This window comes from Limnohabitans sp., assembly GCF_030158565.1.
Taxonomy (GTDB): Bacteria; Pseudomonadota; Gammaproteobacteria; order Burkholderiales; family Burkholderiaceae_C; genus Limnohabitans_A.
Map to the genome: position 1 here is coordinate 24,215 of NZ_JAOASQ010000031.1, position 16,488 is coordinate 40,702.

The 16,488-nt window shown below is 60.3% G+C and carries 18 protein-coding genes; 9 read left to right on the forward strand and 9 right to left on the reverse strand.

What is annotated here, in order from left to right; genetic code table 11:
* The first annotated feature begins 37 nt into the window (after nucleotides 1-37).
* Entirely contained in the window at nucleotides 38-1,117 is a 1,080-nt protein-coding gene (locus Q1W40_RS06665) for a TRAP transporter substrate-binding protein (RefSeq protein WP_300710226.1), read from the forward strand.
* Nucleotides 1,118-1,169: 52 nt separating this feature from the next.
* Here the strand turns inward: Q1W40_RS06665 and Q1W40_RS06670 are convergent, their stop codons facing one another.
* From Q1W40_RS06670 to Q1W40_RS06685, 4 genes are all read right to left on the reverse strand, one after another.
* The gene (locus tag Q1W40_RS06670; protein ID WP_300710228.1) at nucleotides 1,170-1,631 is read right to left on the reverse strand and encodes a hypothetical protein; all 462 of its coding nucleotides are present in this window, start codon (nucleotides 1,629-1,631) and stop codon (nucleotides 1,170-1,172) included.
* An 88-nt stretch (nucleotides 1,632-1,719) separates the two neighbouring features.
* Complete coding sequence (locus Q1W40_RS06675; RefSeq protein WP_108325976.1) at nucleotides 1,720-3,228, reverse strand: TRAP transporter large permease subunit; 1,509 nt, start codon at nucleotides 3,226-3,228, stop codon at nucleotides 1,720-1,722.
* Between the two features lie 46 nt (nucleotides 3,229-3,274).
* Entirely contained in the window at nucleotides 3,275-3,814 is a 540-nt protein-coding gene (locus Q1W40_RS06680) for a TRAP transporter small permease subunit (RefSeq protein ID WP_300710231.1), read from the reverse strand.
* Nucleotides 3,815-4,019: 205 nt separating this feature from the next.
* Nucleotides 4,020-5,117 carry a substrate-binding domain-containing protein gene (locus tag Q1W40_RS06685; RefSeq protein WP_300710234.1) on the reverse strand — a complete coding sequence of 366 codons (1,098 nt, stop codon included), beginning with the start codon at nucleotides 5,115-5,117 and terminating at the stop codon, nucleotides 4,020-4,022.
* 127 nt (nucleotides 5,118-5,244) lie between these two features.
* On the opposite strand from Q1W40_RS06685, the gene Q1W40_RS06690 reads away from it, so the two are divergent.
* Genes Q1W40_RS06690 through Q1W40_RS06700 form a run of 3 tightly spaced genes read left to right on the forward strand, consistent with a single transcriptional unit; the run spans nucleotide 5,245 to nucleotide 7,519 of the window.
* Complete coding sequence (locus Q1W40_RS06690) at nucleotides 5,245-5,982, forward strand: ABC transporter permease (protein ID WP_108325980.1); 738 nt, start codon at nucleotides 5,245-5,247, stop codon at nucleotides 5,980-5,982.
* Nucleotides 5,979-6,707: an ATP-binding cassette domain-containing protein gene (locus Q1W40_RS06695; protein ID WP_108326141.1), complete on the forward strand. Its 729-nt coding sequence runs from the start codon at nucleotides 5,979-5,981 to the stop codon at nucleotides 6,705-6,707. The genes Q1W40_RS06690 and Q1W40_RS06695 overlap by 4 nt, the downstream gene beginning before the upstream one ends.
* Nucleotides 6,704-7,519: a substrate-binding domain-containing protein gene (locus tag Q1W40_RS06700; RefSeq protein WP_300710237.1), complete on the forward strand. Its 816-nt coding sequence runs from the start codon at nucleotides 6,704-6,706 to the stop codon at nucleotides 7,517-7,519. Before Q1W40_RS06695 ends, Q1W40_RS06700 begins: the two co-directional genes overlap by 4 nt.
* 22 nt (nucleotides 7,520-7,541) lie before the next feature.
* On the opposite strand, the gene Q1W40_RS06705 is transcribed toward Q1W40_RS06700, so the two are convergent.
* A complete protein-coding gene (locus Q1W40_RS06705; RefSeq protein ID WP_300710239.1) occupies nucleotides 7,542-8,654 on the reverse strand; it encodes a helix-turn-helix domain-containing protein in 1,113 nt (370 codons plus the stop codon).
* Nucleotides 8,655-8,811: 157 nt separating this feature from the next.
* Between Q1W40_RS06705 and Q1W40_RS06710 the strand changes: the two genes are divergently transcribed.
* The 5 genes from Q1W40_RS06710 (at nucleotide 8,812) to Q1W40_RS06730 (ending at nucleotide 13,160) form a co-directional block, all read left to right on the forward strand.
* On the forward strand, nucleotides 8,812-9,288 hold the full coding sequence (locus Q1W40_RS06710; protein WP_108311570.1) for a 4Fe-4S dicluster domain-containing protein: 477 nt from the start codon (nucleotides 8,812-8,814) through the stop codon (nucleotides 9,286-9,288).
* 25 nt (nucleotides 9,289-9,313) lie between these two features.
* The gene (locus Q1W40_RS06715) at nucleotides 9,314-11,161 is read left to right on the forward strand and encodes an aldehyde ferredoxin oxidoreductase family protein (RefSeq protein ID WP_300710242.1); all 1,848 of its coding nucleotides are present in this window, start codon (nucleotides 9,314-9,316) and stop codon (nucleotides 11,159-11,161) included.
* A gap of 62 nt (nucleotides 11,162-11,223) precedes the next feature.
* Nucleotides 11,224-12,564: an FAD-dependent oxidoreductase gene (locus Q1W40_RS06720; RefSeq protein WP_300710243.1), complete on the forward strand. Its 1,341-nt coding sequence runs from the start codon at nucleotides 11,224-11,226 to the stop codon at nucleotides 12,562-12,564.
* A gap of 15 nt (nucleotides 12,565-12,579) precedes the next feature.
* Entirely contained in the window at nucleotides 12,580-12,834 is a 255-nt protein-coding gene (locus tag Q1W40_RS06725; protein WP_283225446.1) for a MoaD/ThiS family protein, read from the forward strand.
* Between the two features lie 26 nt (nucleotides 12,835-12,860).
* Entirely contained in the window at nucleotides 12,861-13,160 is a 300-nt protein-coding gene (locus Q1W40_RS06730; RefSeq protein WP_300710248.1) for a hypothetical protein, read from the forward strand.
* Between the two features lie 4 nt (nucleotides 13,161-13,164).
* On the opposite strand, the gene crcB is transcribed toward Q1W40_RS06730, so the two are convergent.
* The 4 genes from crcB to Q1W40_RS06750 are packed head-to-tail and all read right to left on the reverse strand — an operon-like array spanning nucleotide 13,165 to nucleotide 16,485.
* Nucleotides 13,165-13,554, reverse strand: a complete 390-nt coding sequence (gene crcB / locus Q1W40_RS06735; RefSeq protein ID WP_108325985.1) for a fluoride efflux transporter CrcB — start codon at nucleotides 13,552-13,554, stop codon at nucleotides 13,165-13,167.
* 22 nt (nucleotides 13,555-13,576) lie between these two features.
* The gene (locus Q1W40_RS06740; protein ID WP_300710251.1) at nucleotides 13,577-14,548 is read right to left on the reverse strand and encodes a recombination-associated protein RdgC; all 972 of its coding nucleotides are present in this window, start codon (nucleotides 14,546-14,548) and stop codon (nucleotides 13,577-13,579) included.
* A gap of 60 nt (nucleotides 14,549-14,608) precedes the next feature.
* Nucleotides 14,609-15,919: a TRAP transporter large permease subunit gene (locus Q1W40_RS06745; protein ID WP_300710253.1), complete on the reverse strand. Its 1,311-nt coding sequence runs from the start codon at nucleotides 15,917-15,919 to the stop codon at nucleotides 14,609-14,611.
* Nucleotides 15,919-16,485, reverse strand: a complete 567-nt coding sequence (locus tag Q1W40_RS06750; RefSeq protein ID WP_300710255.1) for a TRAP transporter small permease — start codon at nucleotides 16,483-16,485, stop codon at nucleotides 15,919-15,921. Before Q1W40_RS06750 ends, Q1W40_RS06745 begins: the two co-directional genes overlap by 1 nt.
* Between the last annotated feature and the right edge of the window lie 3 nt (nucleotides 16,486-16,488).

The window sequence follows — 16,488 nt, forward strand, 5'->3', positions numbered from 1 at the left end:
ACTCGGGTGTGTTCTTTTTCATTTAAGGAGTCCATTCATGGATCGTCGTTCCATTCTGAAAAATGCCGGTATCGCTGGTGTTTTGGCTACAGGCATCGCGCCTGCTGTGCATGCGCAAGCCGCCATTCGCTGGCGCCTGGCTTCGAGCTTCCCCAAGTCTTTGGACACCTTGTTTGGCGGCTCTGAAGTCTTCGCCAAGAAGGTCAAGGAGATGAGCGGCGGCAAGTTCGAGATCACCACCCACGCGGCTGGCGAACTGATGCCCGCTTTCGGCGTGCTCGACGGCGTGCAAAACGGCACCGTGGAATGCGCTCATACCGCGCCTTATTACTTCTTTGGCAAGGACGAGACTTTCGCCCTGGATTGCGCCATTCCTTTCGGCCTGAACAGCCGCCAGATGACGGCGTGGATGTTCGAAGGCAACGGCATGAAGCTGATGCGCGAACACTATGCCAAGTACAACATCGTGAACTTCGCGATGGGCAACACGGGCACCCAAATGGGTGGCTGGTTCCGCAAGGAAATCAAATCGGCTGCTGACCTCAAGGGCCTGAAGTTCCGCGTGGGTGGCTTTGCTGGCAAAGTGCTCGAGCGCATGGGCGTGGTGCCCCAGAACATTCCCGCTGGTGAGATTTACCAGTCGCTGGAAAAAGGCACCATCGATGCCGCCGAGTGGATCGGACCTTATGACGATCTGAAGTTGGGCCTGAACAAAGTGGCGCCGTTCTATTACTACCCAGGCTGGTGGGAAGGTGGCCCTCAGTTGACTTTGATGGTCAACCAGAAGGCTTATGACGCCCTGTCGCCTGAGAACAAAGCCATCGTGGAAGCCGCTTCTGCTGTGGCCCACATCGAGATCCAGGCCCGCTACGATGCACACAACCCTGGCGCTTTGAAGCAGTTGGCTGCCCAGAAGACCAAGGTCCTGCCTTTCCCCAAGGACATGATGGATGTGGCCTTCAAGCACTCACAAGACGTGTACGCCGAGCTGAGCGCCAAGAACCCGAACTGGAAGAAAGTCTATGACGACTACTCCAAGTTCCGCGCTGAGCAAAACTGGTGGTTCCGTTTCGGTGAAGCCCGTTTCGACAGCTTCATGCAGGCTCAAAAGCTCTGAGCTTTTTCAGCCCGCTGAACCCACCCGCCGTGCGCAAGCCCGGCGGGTTTTTTTATACCCGTTGTTCGTGCTGGCGCAGCGCCTGGGCCAAGCGCGTGAATTCTTCGAGCATGACGCGGTCGTGGCAGTAGAAGAAGGTGAATGTGCCGCCCAGGTTGCGCACATAGATGCGGGGTGCCACCAGATGCTCCAGGCCCCGGATGCGCATGATTTTCACGTAGGCCAATTCACGCAACGCGACGCGGCGCTGCCACATCCAGCTTTGCTCAATCGCTTCATGGTCCAGTTGGATGCGGCTGCGCTGAATGTGCCAAACAATGAAGCACAGCATGGCCCAGACCACGCCGCACCAAGCGCCTTGTCGAGACAGCCATGCCATGTCCAGCCGCCAGAACCAGACCAGCAAAGCCAGCACAATGAACCAGGCGATGGCTTTGAAGACGGGTCCGAACGCCGATGCCGACATGGCTTGCGCCGGTGCTTGATAGGGGTAGGGCAGAGGTTGTGCTGGCACGGGGTGTTCTGTAGAGGACATTTGGGGGCTTGGGAAAGAAAAAAGCACCTCGCAGCTGTGCTGGCGAGGTGCTTGTCAACGACCAGATTTACTTCTTGTCGCTGGCGCCGGGTATGTCCTTCATCGGATCATCCTGGGCTTGCGGATTGGCATTGGCATCGGGTGGTGGTGCATCGTCGGGAGCCGGGGCGGCCTCCAGCACAACAGAGTTCATGTCAATGACTTGGGGCTTGTCCAGGAAGGCGGTGACCGACTGGGGCACAAAGATCACGATCACGACCAGCAGGATTTGCATGATCACCCAAGGGATGGAGCCCATGTAGATGTCGTTGGTCTTGATGGGTTCGGCAATCCGTTTTTCCTTGAACATGGTGTCGGCAATGCCGCGCAAATAGAACAGCGCAAAACCAAACGGCGGGTGCATGAAGCTGGTCTGCAGGTTCACGCACAGCAGCACGCCAAACCAGATCAGATCGATGCCCATTTTGTCGGCCACAGGTGCCAGCATGGGCACGATGATGAAGGCGATCTCGAAGAAGTCGAGGAAGAAGGCAAGGAAGAAAACAAAGACGTTCACCACGATCAGAAAGCCCACCTGGCCGCCCGGCAAGCCAGACAGCAGATGCTCCACCCACTTGGCACCGTCCACGCCCTGGAAGACCAGGCTGAACACGCGCGAGCCGATCAGGATGAACACGACCATGGCCGTCAGGCGCATGGTGCCGTGCATGGCTTCCCACAGCAGCTTTGGAGTCAGGCGTTTGTGCATGGCTGCCAAAATCAAGGCGCCAACCACGCCCATGGCACCGGCTTCGGTGGGTGTGGCAATCGCGCGGTCCTGGAAAGGCAAGCCGCCCATGGAGCCCAGCACGGTGAAGATCAAGACAGCGGAGGGGATGATGCCTTTGAGGCACTTGCGCCACAGCGGCCAGCCGTTCAGGGTGCGGGCTTCTTTGGGCACGCCGGGGACGTATTCGGGCTTGAACACACCCAGGGCGTAGGTGTAGATCGCGAACATGGCGATCTGCATGAGGGATGGACCCCAGGCGCCTTTGTACATGTCGCCAACGGGGCGGCCCAGCTGGTCAGCCAGCACCACCAGCACCAGCGACGGCGGCACCAATTGGGTGATGGTGCCCGAAGCCGCCAGCACGCCGGTGGCGTAGCGGGTGTTGTAGCCGTAGCGAAGCATCACGGGCAAAGAGATCAGGGCCATGGCAATGACCTGACCGGCCACGGTGCCGGTGATGGCACCCAAAATGAAGCCCACGATGATGACCGAGTAGCCCAGACCGCCTTTGATGGGGCCAAACAATTGGCCCATGGCGTCCAGCATGTCTTCGGCCAGTCCGCACTTTTCAAGGATGGTGCCCATGAAGGTGAAGAAGGGGATGGCCAGCAGCAGGTCATTGTTCAGGATCGAAAAGATCGAGATGGGCAAATTGCCCAGAAAAGCTGTGGGGAACCAGCCCATTTCGATGGCGAAGAAACCGCTGGCTAGGCCCAGCGCGGCCAAAGAGAAGGCGACCGGAAAGCCGATCAGCATCACGAACACCAAGCCCACAAACATGATGGGCGCAAAATTTTCCATTTGCATTTTTATTTCCTTGCAGCGAGTCTTAGAGCAGTTGTGGCGTTACCGCTCACTGCAGTGGTTTTTCATAGTGCGTGTCCATGGCGTATTGGCCCCGCAGGAAGGCCACCCGCTTGATCAACTCAGCCAGGCCTTGCAGCCAGACCAGCGCAAAGCCCAGGGGCATGGCCAAAGTGGCGGGCCATCGGATCAGACCGCCTGCGTTGCTGCTGTGCTCACCCGTCACCAACGTGTTCCAAAAGTAAGGAAACGACAACCAGGCCAGAAAACCCATGACCGGCATCAGGAAGAACACGATGCCAAAGATGTCCACGTAAACAGGACGGTTGCCGGTTAGCTTGCCGTAGACCAGGTCCACGCGCACATGTTCGTTGACTTTGAGGACATAAGGTGCACCGACCATGACCATCCAGGCAAACAGGTACCACTGGATTTCGAGCAGGCCGTTGGAGCTCCAGTCAATGCCGTAACGCACAAAGGCGTTGCCCGCGCTGATGAGGGCTGCCAGCAAGACGGTCCAGGTGGCCAGGCGACCGAGTCGGTCGTTGAGCCAATCGATACCAAAGGCGAATTTAAGCAATGTCGACAAAATTGTCTCCAAATTAACCAAGATAAAAAAAGCACAAAGCCATGCCACAGGGGCAGACTTGGCAAATCCTGTCGATGTTAACAATGAAGGTCTGTGGCTCGACCGATATTTGCCTGATATTTGCTCACTTTGAAATTAAATCTCCTCAATTCCGAGCTTGGCTTGGCGTGCCTACGTGGTACTACGTATGGCCGATCATCCGACATCAATTCCACCATGGCAAGCGAAGCTTCAAGGATTGGATCTGCCCACAGTCCGCGGGCGCCTGGTAGCCGGCCAACTGGTTGATTTGTTGTTGCCAGGGCTGTGACTGCAGCACCGACAGCAGTTGCCCGATGGGCGGCGTATCCAGGGCGCTTTTGAGGCAAACGAGCCAGTAGTTTTCTTGAGTCAAAGGCACGAAGTCGAGGTTTTGTGCGCGTGCGGCTGAGGCGATGCCCAATCCAACATCGGCACGGCCTGCAGCCACGCAGGCGGCCACACCTGCGTGAGAGCTTTCTTCGTGTTCGTAGCCGCGGATGGCCGAGCCCGACAGGCCGTGACTTTGCAACCATTGGTCCAGCAGCAGCCTTGTGCCCGTGCCCAGTGCACGGTTGACGATGCGAACATCCGGGCGTGTCATGTCTTGCCAGGAGGTGAGCTGGCGGGGATTGCCCGGGCGGACCATCAGGCCTTGATCGCGTCTGGCGAAGCTGATCAGCTTGTGCTGGCCTCTTTTGAGCAGGGGACGGTAGGTGCGCGCCACCAGCGAATCGCTGTCAGGCTCAACCGGTGCATGAAAGCCTGCCACCATGCAACGTCCCTCGTTGAGTGCGCGAATCGCATCGACACTGCCGCAAAACCGCATGTCCAAGTGCAGCGATTGTCTGGCGCAATGGTTTTGCAGGCCAAGCAAACCATCGTCATGGCTGGCATACAGCGTCAGCAAATGGCTGCTGGGGTCAAATGCCACTGCAAAGGTTTTTTCCAGCTCTGCTTGCAAAGCGTTGATTTGGGGCGTCAGCCTCGCTTGTGCCTGTCGTTCGGCCCATAGGAGCTTGTCGGCAAATTCGGTCAGCTGTGCGGCTTGGCCTTTTTCCCAAATGATGAGCGGTTGGCTGAGCACATCTTCCCAGCGTTTGAGTTCGCCCCAAACATGGCGGTAGGACAAGCCCATTGTTTTGGCTGCAGCCGAAATCGAGCCCGCACTGCGCACAGCCTGTAGCAAATCCATCAAAGGGTTGCGCAGCGGTGAGGTCTGGTTTTGCAGTAACGCAGGACTGGAGTTGGGGCTCCAGTTGTAGGAAATATCAATGTGTCGCACAGCTTGGAGTTTGCCTGAATCAAAACGGGTGTGATCTGAGGGGGCTGTCTGGCGTATGCAATTGAATTCATAGCGGACATCCCTTACGGCCAAGCCGTATTGCTCCTATAGCATCCAAGGCTGTTTTATGAATACGTTTACCGACAGCGCCTTGGCGGCGTTCGACCTCATCATTTCTCTGGATCCAGGCCTGTGGGCGGTGGTCTGGCGGTCTGTCGCCGTCAGTGCCACGGCTTGCTTGCTGGGGTATGGCGTGGGTGTTTTGTTGGGCGCATGGCTGGCTGTGGCCAGGTTTGCCGGGCGTGGTGCGGTGCTCATCGGACTGAACACTTTGCTGGCATTGCCCTCGGTTGTGGTGGGGTTGGTGGTGTATTTGCTGTTGTCACGAACCGGGCCTTTGGGCTTTTTGGGTTGGATGTTCAGTTTCAAGGCCATGGTTCTTGCCCAGTTTGTCTTGGTGCTGCCGGTGGTCACGGCTTTGACCCGTCAGGTCGTGGAGGATGTGGAGCGCCAGCACGGCGAACAATGGGCTTCACTGGGGGCCGGGCCTCGATTGCGTGGTGTGCTGCTGGCCTGGGATGAGCGCTATGCCTTGCTGACCATCGGCGTTGCGGCTTTCGGCCGTGCTATTTCCGAAGTGGGGGCGGTGATGATTGTGGGGGGCAATATCGATGGCTTCACCCGTGTCATGACCACGGCCATTGCGCTGGAGACCAGCAAGGGTGACTTGCCCTTGGCCTTGGGGCTCGGGCTGGTTTTGTTGGGGGTGGTGCTCTTGTTGAATTTGCTCGTCCTGGCCGTACGTCGGTGGGCCGAATTCAGGCAAGGGCAAGTCGTGAACACCCCTAAAGGATGGGTCACATGACCAGAGCGCGAGCCGCAGTGCAAATGGACGGGGTGAGTGTGCAGTTGGGGGCGAGCCCTGTGCTGCATGGCATCGATGTGCAGATCCAGCCGGGTGAGCGCGTGGCCCTTGTGGGCTCGAATGGCTCGGGCAAGAGCACTTTGCTGCGTGCATTGCATGGCCTGTTGCCGGCCCACCAAGGGCAAATTCATTGGCATCCTGAGTTGCGTCAGGCCATGTTGTTTCAAAAGCCCCACGTTTTGCGCACTTCGGCGCTGAACAATGTGGCGCTGGCGCTTTGGCTCGACCGTGGACAGGGCTTGTCGTGGGCCCAAGCCAAGGCCCGTGCGGTTGTGGCTTTGCAGCGAGTCGGTTTGACGGGTGTGGCTCACCAAGGGGGGCGCCAACTGTCGGGTGGGCAGCAACAGCGCTTGGCTCTCGCCCGAGCTTGGGCGCGCCAGCCACAGGTGCTGCTGCTGGACGAGCCGACCGCCAGCCTGGATCCACATGCCAAGCGCGAAGTGGAGAACTTGATTGCTGAATTCACGGACGGTGCCGATGGCCGCATGACCTTGATCTGGGCCAGTCACAACTTGGGTCAGGTCAAGCGCCTGGCCAGTCGAGTGCTCTATTTGCAGGGCGGTCGCATCGAAGCGGACTTGCCTGTTGATGATTTTTTCAATGCCGCTGAGCTGTCCAAGCGCAGCCCGGCAGCCCATGCTTTTGTTCAAGGAGAACTTTCATGACTTTCAAAACTTCCAAGACCCGTCGCGCCTTGGTGTGCGCTGTTTTGGCCACCACCTCGGTCTGGGCGCAAGCCCAATCGATCGTGATGTCGTCCACCACTTCGACCGAGCAATCGGGCTTGTTCGCGCACTTGCTGCCCGCCTTCAAAAAAGCCAGCGGGCTGGACGTGAAAGTGGTGGCGCTGGGCACGGGCCAGGCGCTGGACATGGCGCGTCGCGGTGACGCTGACGTGGTGTTTGTGCACGACCAAGTGGCCGAAGAAAAGTTCGTGGCCGATGGCTTTGGCCTCAAGCGCTTGCCTGTGATGTACAACGACTTTGTGCTGATTGGCCCCAAGGCCGACCCCGCAGGCACCAAAGGCAAAGACATCGTGGCGGCTTTGAGCAAGTTGTCTGCAGGCAATGCGCCCTTTGTCTCGCGCGGTGACAAGAGCGGCACGCATGCGGCCGAGCTGCGTTTTTGGAAAATGGCCAATCTGGCGGACAAAAAAGGCAGCGGCTACAAGGAATGCGGCTGCGGCATGGGCCCGGCTTTGAACATCGCAGCGTCTTCAGGCGGCTATGTGTTGGCCGACCGTGCCACCTGGCTCAACTTCAAGAACCGCGCCGATTTGGCCATTTTGGTGGAGGGCGACAACCGCTTGTTCAACCAGTACGGCGTCATGGTGGTCAACCCCGCCAAGCATGCGCACGTCAAGCAGGCTGATGCGCAGAAGTTTGTGGACTGGATCATTTCGCCTGCAGGTCAGACAAACATCAGCGAATACAAAATCGGTGGCGAGCAGCTGTTCTTCCCGAACGCTGGCAAATAAGCCAATCGTCCAAGAGGGTGAATCAGTCGCCCTTGGGGTTGCCCAGTTTGCGGTAGACCGTCGCGCGGCTGATGCCCAAGATCCGCGCCGCTTCGGCCACATTGCCGCGTGCCTGGTTCACGGCCTCCCGGATCATGTGGGTTTGCACGTCTTTGAGCGCCTTGCCTGGCGCTGGCATGACCGGGCTGTGCGTTGCGGGCGCTTGTTTGCCGGCTTCAAAGGCTTGGGTCTGCAAGCGCAGGCCAGACCACAGGGGCAATTCTTTCGGGCTGTCTGAGTGCTTGGCGGCATCGAACAAGCCCTGCCAAGCGGTGGCAAACACATCGCTGGCGTGCAGCGTCTGACCAGAGGTCTCGGAGGGCATGGACAGCATTTGACGCGCCGTCGGGTTGGCCCCCACGATGCGTCCGTCCGGGTCCAAGGTCAGCAGGCCGTCGCTGTCGTCGCCGGGCTGGTTGCCTGGCCAGTTCAAGCGCAAAACCAGGGCGTGTGAGGTGGCCAGCAGCCAGCTGTTTTCGATGCTTCGGGCCGAGCGGCGCACCAGGTGTTTGAGGGCGGGGCGCTCCACGGTTTCCACGCCGGTCAAATCCAGCATGCCGGCGCAAACGCCATCGGGCCCAAACACTGGCGCACCAGCGCAGCTGTAAACACTGGTGTCTTTGAAGAAGTGCTCACCGCGGTGCAGCCACACGGGCTGAAGCTGTGACAGTGCTGCGCTGATGGAGGTGGTGCCCACCGATTTTTCGGACAGGTCCACCCCCACGCGGGCGATCACATCGGCTCGGCGGTCTTGCCGGTCCACTGGACCGTGGACGTCGACCACAACGCCTTCGGCATTGGTCAAGATCGCAAAGTAACGGATGTCGGCAATGGCACGGGCCAGCTCTGCCAGCACCGGCTGCGCCGCCTGGACCAAGGGCCAGCTGGCTTCTTGCACACGGCGCATCTGCTGTGCCGACACGGCATCAAAGCCCACTTTGTGCTCGGGCTCCAGACCCATCGTGAGGCAGCGCTGCCACGATTGCATGACCCACTGGGGAACCTCGGTTCCTGGTGCGGCTTGACCATGAAACACCAAGTTCCGCGCTTGGTCGATGCGCGAGAGGCGGTCGTTGGCAGGCTGGGTCAGTGACATGTCAGGGTGTGTATCAAGTTGAGAATTGTTGAGGCAGACCTTGCTGAAACTAGGGTTTCTACTCGGGGTGTCGCGCAGAGGTCACATCAACAATGGCTATGCATTCTGATTCATAAGTGCGGCTTTGAAAAGGCTGCAACACCACCAGGAGACCTCCATGCAGAAAGTCCTGCACATCAACCCGGACAAATGCACCGGCTGCTTGCAGTGCGAAATGGCCTGTTCTTTCGAGAACTACGGCACATACGCCACCTCCAAGTCGCGCATCAAGGTGTTCGACTTCCACCACACCGGCAAAAAAGTGCCCTACACCTGCACCCAGTGTGACGAAGCCTGGTGCCTGCACGCCTGCCCTGTGGAAGCCATCACCGTGGACAAAGCCACCGGCGCCAAAGTGGTCAACGAGTCCACCTGTGTGGGCTGCAAGGTCTGCACCATCGCCTGCCCGTTCGGCACCATCAACTACGTGCAAGAGACCGGCAAGGTGCAAAAGTGCGACCTGTGCGGTGGCGATCCGGCCTGTGCCGACGCCTGCCCGACCGGCGCCATCACCTTCGTAGATGCCAACTGGACCGGCATCGACAAAATGAAACAGTGGGCCGACAAGCTGGGCAACCAGCCGACCGCCGGTTAATCCCCCCACCACAAGGAGCATCAACATGTCTTGGGCTGGAAAAATCCTCCGCGTCAACCTCACGGCTGGCACCGTCAACTCCGAACCGCTGAACATGGAATGGGCCAAGGCCTACCTGGGTTCACGCGGTCTGGGCAGTAAATACCTGATCAGCGAAGTCGACCCCAAAGTCGATCCGCTGTCGGCCGACAACAAGATCATCTGGGCCACCGGCCCGCTGACCGGCACCATGGCCTCCACCGGCGGCCGCTACACCGTCATCACCAAAGGCCCGCTGACTGGCGCCATCGCCTGCTCCAACTCGGGCGGCTACTGGGGTGCCGAGCTGAAAATGGCCGGTTGGGACATGATCATTTTTGAAGGCGCATCGGCCAAGCCGGTCTACCTTTACATCAACGACGACGAGGTTGAGCTGCGCGACGCGGGTCACCTCTGGGGTCAGAGCGTCTGGAAGACCGAGGAAATCCTCAAGTCCAGCTTGCAAGACCCGCTGCTGCGTGTCTCCAGCATCGGCAAGGCCGGTGAAAACGGCGTGCTGTACGCCGCTGTGGTGAACGACTTGCACCGTGCGGCTGGCCGCTCGGGCGTGGGCACCGTCATGGGCAGCAAGAACCTGAAAGCCATCGCGGTGCGCGGCACCAAGGGCGTGGGCAATGTGCAAAACCCCAAGGCTTTCATGGCCGCCGCCAAGGCCGCCAAAAAGGTGCTGGCCGACAACGCCGTCACAGGCCAGGGCCTGCCCACTTATGGCACCCAGGTGCTGATGAACGTGATCAACGAGATCGGCGGCCTGCCCACTCGCAACCACCGCGATGTGCAGTTCGAAAGTGCCAAGGACATCTCGGCCGAAGCGATGATCACCCCGCGCGAAACCGATGGCAAGAAGCACCTGGTGACCAACCAGGCCTGCTTCGGCTGCACCATCGCTTGCGGCCGCATCAGCAAAATGGACGAAGGCCACTTTTCGGTCAAGAACAAGCCCGAGTACTGGGGCGCATCTGGCGGTCTGGAATACGAAGCGGCTTGGGCCCTGGGCGCTGCCAACGGCGTGAAAGACCTCGAAGCGCTGCAGTACGCCAACATGATTTGCAATGAAGAAGGCTTTGACCCGATCAGCTTCGGTGCCACCATCGGTGCCGTGATGGAGCTGTATGAAATGGGCGTGCTGACCAAAGAGCAGCTGGGCATCGAAGCGCCTTTCGGCTCGGCACAGGCTTTGTGCGAGTTTGCCGACATGACCGCCAAGGGCGTTGGTTTTGGCAAGGAGATTGGCCTGGGCTCCAAGCGCTTGACTGCCAAATACGGCCACCCCGATCTGTCCATGAGCGTCAAGGGCCAGGAATTCCCGGCCTATGACGGCCGTGTGATCCAGGGCATTGGCTTGGCCTATGCCACCTCTAACCGTGGTGCTTGCCACCTGCGCGGCTACACCATCGCCTCTGAAGTGCTGGGCATCCCGGTCAAAACCGAGCCCACCGAGAGCGAAGGCAAGCCCGAGTTGGTCAAGGCCTTCCAGGACGCGACTGCCGCCTTTGACTCGGCCGGTATCTGCATCTTCACCAGCTTCGCCTGGACTTTGGCCGACGTGGCCCCTCAGGTGCAAGCCGCTTGCGGCGAAGAGTTCACCATGGAGCACTTGGCCCACATCGGTGAGCGCATCTGGAACATGGAGCGCGAGTTCAACAACGCCGCAGGCTTCACCAAGGCCGACGACAACCTGCCCAAGCGCCTGATGACCGAAGCCGCCAAAACCGGCCCCGGCAAAGGCATGGTCAGCAAGTTGAACGAGATGCTGCCCAAGTACTACGACGCACGCGGCTGGGACGGCGAAGGCCGACCCACCTTGGCCACCAAGGAGCGTCTGGGCCTGTAAGGCACCCGGACACAGATCAAGAAGCGGCCCGAACAGGTCGCTTCTTTTTTGGAGTACACACCATGACCCATCACGTGATTTTGGGCGCAGGCCCCGCTGGCGTCATCGCCGCAGAAACCATCCGCAAGCACGCCCCTGCTGACACCATCACACTGGTGGGCGATGAGCCCGATGCGCCGTATTCGCGCATGGCCATTCCATATTTGCTGATCGGCAACATCGACGAGCGCGGCACGTATTTGCGCAAGAGCGCCTCGCACTTTGACGACCTGCGCATCCAGCAGGTCAAGGCCAAAGTGAGGAAGGTGGATGCGAAGGCCAAGGCGGTGTTGCTGGACAACGGTACATCGCTCAGCTTTGACAAGTTGCTGATCGCCACGGGCTCACACCCGGTGCGTCCGCCGATCCCCGGCATCGATTCGCCGGGCGTGCACCCGTGCTGGACGTTGGCCGATGCCCGTGCCATTGCGGCGCTGGCCAAACCCGGCGCACGTGTGCTGCAAATGGGTGCAGGCTTCATCGGTTGCATCATCATGGAAGCGTTGGCTTCGCGGGGCGTGAAGCTCAGCGTGGTCGAGATGGGTGACCGCATGGTGCCGCGCATGATGGGCCCGGTGGCTGGCGGCATGATCCGCGACTGGTGCGAGGCCAAGGGCGTGCAGGTCTTCACTGGCGCCAAGGTCGAGGCCATCGAATCTGGCGCTCAACAAGGCTTGCTGGTCAAACTCGCGTCCGCCGTGGGGTTGTCTTCGGGTGATGCCGGCGGCGCTTTGCGGGTGCGCTTGTCCACGGGCCAGACCATAGAGGCCGATCTGGTGATCAGCGCCACCGGCGTGCGTCCGGCCATCGGCTACCTCCAGGACAGCGGCATCACTTGCTTGCAAGGTGTGCTGACCGATGCCCGCATGCAAACCAATGTGCCCGGCGTTTATGCGGCGGGTGATTGCGCCGAGGCTTTCGACAAGGTCAGCGGCAAAACCATCGTGAGCGCCATTCAGCCCAACGCCGCCGAGCAGGCCCGTGTGGCTGCGCTCAACATGGTCGGGCAAAACGCTGAACTCAAAGGCGTGACCCAGATCAACGTGCTCGACACCCTGGGCCTGATCTCGACGAGTTTTGGCAATTGGGAGGGCGTGGCGGGCGGCGAACACGCGGTGTTGACCGACACCAGCGCGGGCCGTCACCTGAGCCTGCAATTCAAGGGCGATGTGCTGGTGGGTTGCAACAGCGTGGGCTGGACCGAGCACGTGGGTGTGATGCGCGGCCTGGTCGAAGGGCAGGTGCGTTTGGGCGAGTGGAAAGACCGCTTGCTGCACGACCCCACCAAGCTGATGGATGCCTATCTGGCGTGTGCCCAAGGCCAAGGCGGCTGGAGCGGGGCGCAAGATGCGCGTCGCCGCTGAAGCGACAATCACCGCATGCAGATCACTTTCAAACTGTTCGCGACCCTGACCGACTACTTGCCAGTGGAGGTTCGTCGCAGCAACCAAATGCCGCTGGAGGTGGACCCTCAAGCGAGCATCAGCCAGATCATCGAGCCCTTTGGCATGCCGCCCAAGCTGGTGCATTTGGTGCTGGTCAACGGCAAGTACATCGCCCCCGAAGTGCGTGGCACCACCACCTTGGTGGAGGGCGATGTGCTCGCCATCTGGCCGCCTGTGGCCGGTGGCTGAGCCAAGCACACGCTGCGACCGGACCCATGCAGTCCTACTACCCCGAGCGCTTCGAGCGCGACATGGGCACCACCGAAACCGAATGGTTAAGCGCCTTGCCCCGCGCACTGGGCGAGCATGCCTTTGAGCTGGGTGCCGGACAGGCTCGGGTGCACATCGGTGGCGGCCTTCTGCAACTGCAATGGCACCCGCTACCACCACGCGTGATCGCGCTGCTGCGCCTGCAGCGGCTGGCGGTGTCTTTTGTGTTCGAGGGCGTGGAAGAAGAGGCGCGTCAGCGCTTCATGAAGCGCTTTGATTTGACGATGCAGCGGGGTGGCGGGTGAGGGGTCAGCGTGCCCAGAACAGCGTCACTGTTTTGATGCCCAAAACCGTCAAGGCCAAAGAGCCAAACAGGTGCACCGATGCTGTACCTGCCGCAAAGGCATAGCGTCCTTGTTGCAGCATGGCGACCACTTCGGCTGAGAAGCTGGAAAAGGTGGTCAATGCGCCTAAAAAGCCTGTGACCAGTGCCAGTCGCCAAACTGGATCGAGGTCGGGCAATTGCTGAAAGACGCCCACACACACGCCTACCAGATAACCGCCGATCAAGTTGGCGGCCAAGGTGCCCCAGGGCATGAGCCCCGCACTGGCCGCGCCAGGGTTGAGCCACAAGCCCAGCTGCCAACGTGACAAAGCGCCCACACAGGCACCCAGACAAATCGCGATCACAGAGGGCATGTTCACTCCTGGTCAGTGGTGCTTAAAAAGGCGGGTCGTCGTCAGCCGCTTCGGTGGTGACGGGCGGTGATGTGGGTGCCGCCTCTGCGCCCAATTCCATCTCGCCACCCAGCGCTTCGATCAGGCTGTCCAGCAAGGGGCCGAGCAAGCCAGTGGACAGGGCCACGTCGCCATCGAAACGGTCTTCGTTTTTGTCGGTGCCTGACTCGTCCATGACGCCGTCGAGGAATTGCACTTTTTTCAGCTGCAAGGTCTCGGTCAGCACAAAGGCCACGCGGCCATCCCAGCTCAGGGCCAGCTGGGTGGGCAGCTTGCCTTCCATGACATGCTTGCGCACGTCGTCGTTGGCCAGGTGGTGGCGGGTGAAGCGCACGCTGGCCGCGTCTTCACCGGTGGACTTGAGCACGGTTTCGCGCTCCACCGTCAGGTCGGCGGGCCATTCGTCTTCGGTGGGGGCCAGCAGCCATTGGGTCATGGCGGCTTGGGGCGAGGTCACGGTCTGGATCAGTGAGACCGACAGGCCAGCCAACACATTCATCAGCGCCGACATGACTTCGTCTGCCTTGCCTTGGCTGCCTGCGTTGAGCACCAGGCGGCGGTTTTCCAGGTCCATCCACACGATGACGGTGGACTGGCGCGCAAAAGCTTGGGGCAGCAGCGACATCAGCACATCGTCCATGATGTCGCGCTTTTCTTTTTTGCCGGGTTTGCGGCCGGTGGCCGCTTCGATTTCGGCGATGCGCTCGTCCGCTTTGCGGCGCACCACATTGCCGGGCACGGCCTTGGACTCGATCATCAGCTTGACGATCCATTGACCGCCCACCGATTCGATCAGCGGACCGTAGGCCTCACCTCGGGGGGGGATCCAGCCGACGGATTTCTCCTGGCTGGCGCCGCACTCCACAAACTGGGCGGGCTCCAGCGCCGCTTGCACTTCCGCCAGCGTGGGGGCAAAGCCCTCGCCGATGCGGTAAACCATCACATTTTTGAACATCCGTCACTCTTTCATGCCACAGGGGCTAGCGCGGCATCTTACCGGAGTGGGCGGGCGGTTTTACTTGGCCACGCCCATCAAGAGATCGGGCACGCTGGTGACGATGGACGGGAAGACCGTGATCAACACAATGCCCACAATCATGCAAACGAAAAATGGCACGGTCACCTTGGCAATGCGGTTGCTGTCGATGCCGGTCATGTTTTGCAGCACGAACAGGTTGAAGCCCACAGGCGGCGTGATTTCGGCGATCTCGACCAGCATGATGATGAAGATGCCGAACCAGACCAGATCGAAACCGGCTTTCTGGATCATGGGCAACACCACCGCGCTGGTCAGCACGATCATCGAGATGCCGTCAAGCGCTGTGCCCAAAATCAAATACACCACCACCAGCACGCCGATCAGGCCAAAGGGCGAGAGGTTCATGCTGTGCACAAACTCGGCCAGCTCACGCGGGATGCCGGTGAAGGCCATGGTCTTGGTCAAGAAGGCCGCGCCCGCCAGGATGAACATGATCATGCAGCTCACCCGCGTGGCGCCCACCAGGCCTTGCCAAAAATTCTGCCAAGTGAGGCTGCGCCCGGCGGCTGCAATCGCCAACGAACCCAGCACGCCGTAAGCCGCGCATTCGGTGGCGGTGGCGATGCCCGCCACGAGCACCCAAACAATGAACACGATGAGCAGCGAGCACGGGATAAGGCTGCCCGAGCGCCGCATTTTTTCCATGAAGGTGGTGGGCGCTTCGGCTGGGGGCACTTTGTCGGGGTTGCGCAGGCTCCACCAGACGATGTAGCCCGAGAACAGCCCCATCAGCAAGAAGCCGGGCAAGAAGCCTGCGAGGAACAAGCGGATCACGCTGGCGTCGGCCGCCACGGCATAGACCACCATGGTGATGGACGGCGGAATCAAAATGCCCAGACCGCCCGCAGCGGCCAACGAGCCCAGAGCGATGTTGCGGTCGTAGCCGCGCTTTTCCAGCTCGGGCAGGGCCACTTTGGCAATGGTGGCGCAGGTGGCCGCAGACGAGCCCGAAACCGAGCCGAAAATGCCGCAACCCAAAATGGTGGTGTGCATCAAGCGCCCCGGCACTTTGGACAGCCAGGGCGAAAGGCCGTCGAACATCTGCTCGGACAGCTTGGTGCGGTACAAAATTTCGCCCATCCAGATGAACATGGGCAAGGCTGCGAGTTCCCAGCTGGCCGAGGTTTCCCAGAACGAGGAAAACAGGTTCTTGCCGGGCAGGGTGTTGGTGAAAAACGCCTGGCCGACCCAGCCCACAATGGCCAGCGTCATGGCGATCCACACGCCGCCGCTGAGCATCAACAACATCAAAAAGAGGAGCAGGCCTCCGATTTCCAGCAGGCCCATCACAATTCCTCAGAAAAATCACCACGGGCGTGCCGTTCTTCGACACGCGCCACATAACTGGGCTTGCCGCCCCGGAACACGCACACGCACTCGTCGAGCACGGCGATCACCAAAATGGCCGAGCCGACGACAAAGCTCATTTGCGGAATCCAGATCGGGATCGCCACCATATTGCCCGCGATGTCGTTGAACTCGTAGCTCTCCCAGGTGAAGCGCGCTGCCCAGTAGCCCAGGTAGCCAATGGCCACGGCGGCCACCGAAAGCGAGATCAACTCCAGCCAGCGGCGCACAGGCGCAGACACCGATTCGAGCACCAGCGTCACCCGAACAAAGTCGCCGTTGCGGAAGCTATAGGCCATGCCCAAAAAGGCCGCCGCCGCACACAGCCAGGCCACGATGTCGTTGACCCAGGACACGCGCCACTCGAACACGCGACCGACCGATGCGGCGATCATCAAGACCAAAATGGCCAGCACGCACAGGGCGGCCAGGTTGCCTCCTAAGAGGTACAAACCGTCCAAAAAGCGCCGACCGAAGCTGGCGCTGGCTGTGCTGCTGGTGCTCATGCG

Excerpts from the sequence above, each read along its gene's own strand:
- Q1W40_RS06740 (WP_300710251.1), bottom strand. The coding sequence starts at position 14,548 with ATGTTCAAAAATGTGATGGTTTACCGCATCGGCGAGGGCTTTGCCCCC.
- Q1W40_RS06725 (WP_283225446.1), top strand. The coding sequence starts at position 12,580 with ATGCAGATCACTTTCAAACTGTTCGCGACCCTGACCGACTACTTGCCA.
- Q1W40_RS06665 (WP_300710226.1), top strand. The coding sequence starts at position 38 with ATGGATCGTCGTTCCATTCTGAAAAATGCCGGTATCGCTGGTGTTTTG.
- Q1W40_RS06710 (WP_108311570.1), top strand. The coding sequence starts at position 8,812 with ATGCAGAAAGTCCTGCACATCAACCCGGACAAATGCACCGGCTGCTTG.
- Q1W40_RS06720 (WP_300710243.1), top strand. The coding sequence starts at position 11,224 with ATGACCCATCACGTGATTTTGGGCGCAGGCCCCGCTGGCGTCATCGCC.
- Q1W40_RS06715 (WP_300710242.1), top strand. The coding sequence starts at position 9,314 with ATGTCTTGGGCTGGAAAAATCCTCCGCGTCAACCTCACGGCTGGCACC.
- crcB (WP_108325985.1), bottom strand. The coding sequence starts at position 13,554 with ATGCCCTCTGTGATCGCGATTTGTCTGGGTGCCTGTGTGGGCGCTTTG.
- Q1W40_RS06730 (WP_300710248.1), top strand. The coding sequence starts at position 12,861 with ATGCAGTCCTACTACCCCGAGCGCTTCGAGCGCGACATGGGCACCACC.
- Q1W40_RS06745 (WP_300710253.1), bottom strand. The coding sequence starts at position 15,919 with ATGGGCCTGCTGGAAATCGGAGGCCTGCTCCTCTTTTTGATGTTGTTG.
- Q1W40_RS06690 (WP_108325980.1), top strand. The coding sequence starts at position 5,245 with ATGAATACGTTTACCGACAGCGCCTTGGCGGCGTTCGACCTCATCATT.
- Q1W40_RS06700 (WP_300710237.1), top strand. The coding sequence starts at position 6,704 with ATGACTTTCAAAACTTCCAAGACCCGTCGCGCCTTGGTGTGCGCTGTT.
- Q1W40_RS06750 (WP_300710255.1), bottom strand. The coding sequence starts at position 16,485 with ATGAGCACCAGCAGCACAGCCAGCGCCAGCTTCGGTCGGCGCTTTTTG.
- Q1W40_RS06705 (WP_300710239.1), bottom strand. The coding sequence starts at position 8,654 with ATGTCACTGACCCAGCCTGCCAACGACCGCCTCTCGCGCATCGACCAA.
- Q1W40_RS06695 (WP_108326141.1), top strand. The coding sequence starts at position 5,979 with ATGACCAGAGCGCGAGCCGCAGTGCAAATGGACGGGGTGAGTGTGCAG.
- Q1W40_RS06675 (WP_108325976.1), bottom strand. The coding sequence starts at position 3,228 with ATGCAAATGGAAAATTTTGCGCCCATCATGTTTGTGGGCTTGGTGTTC.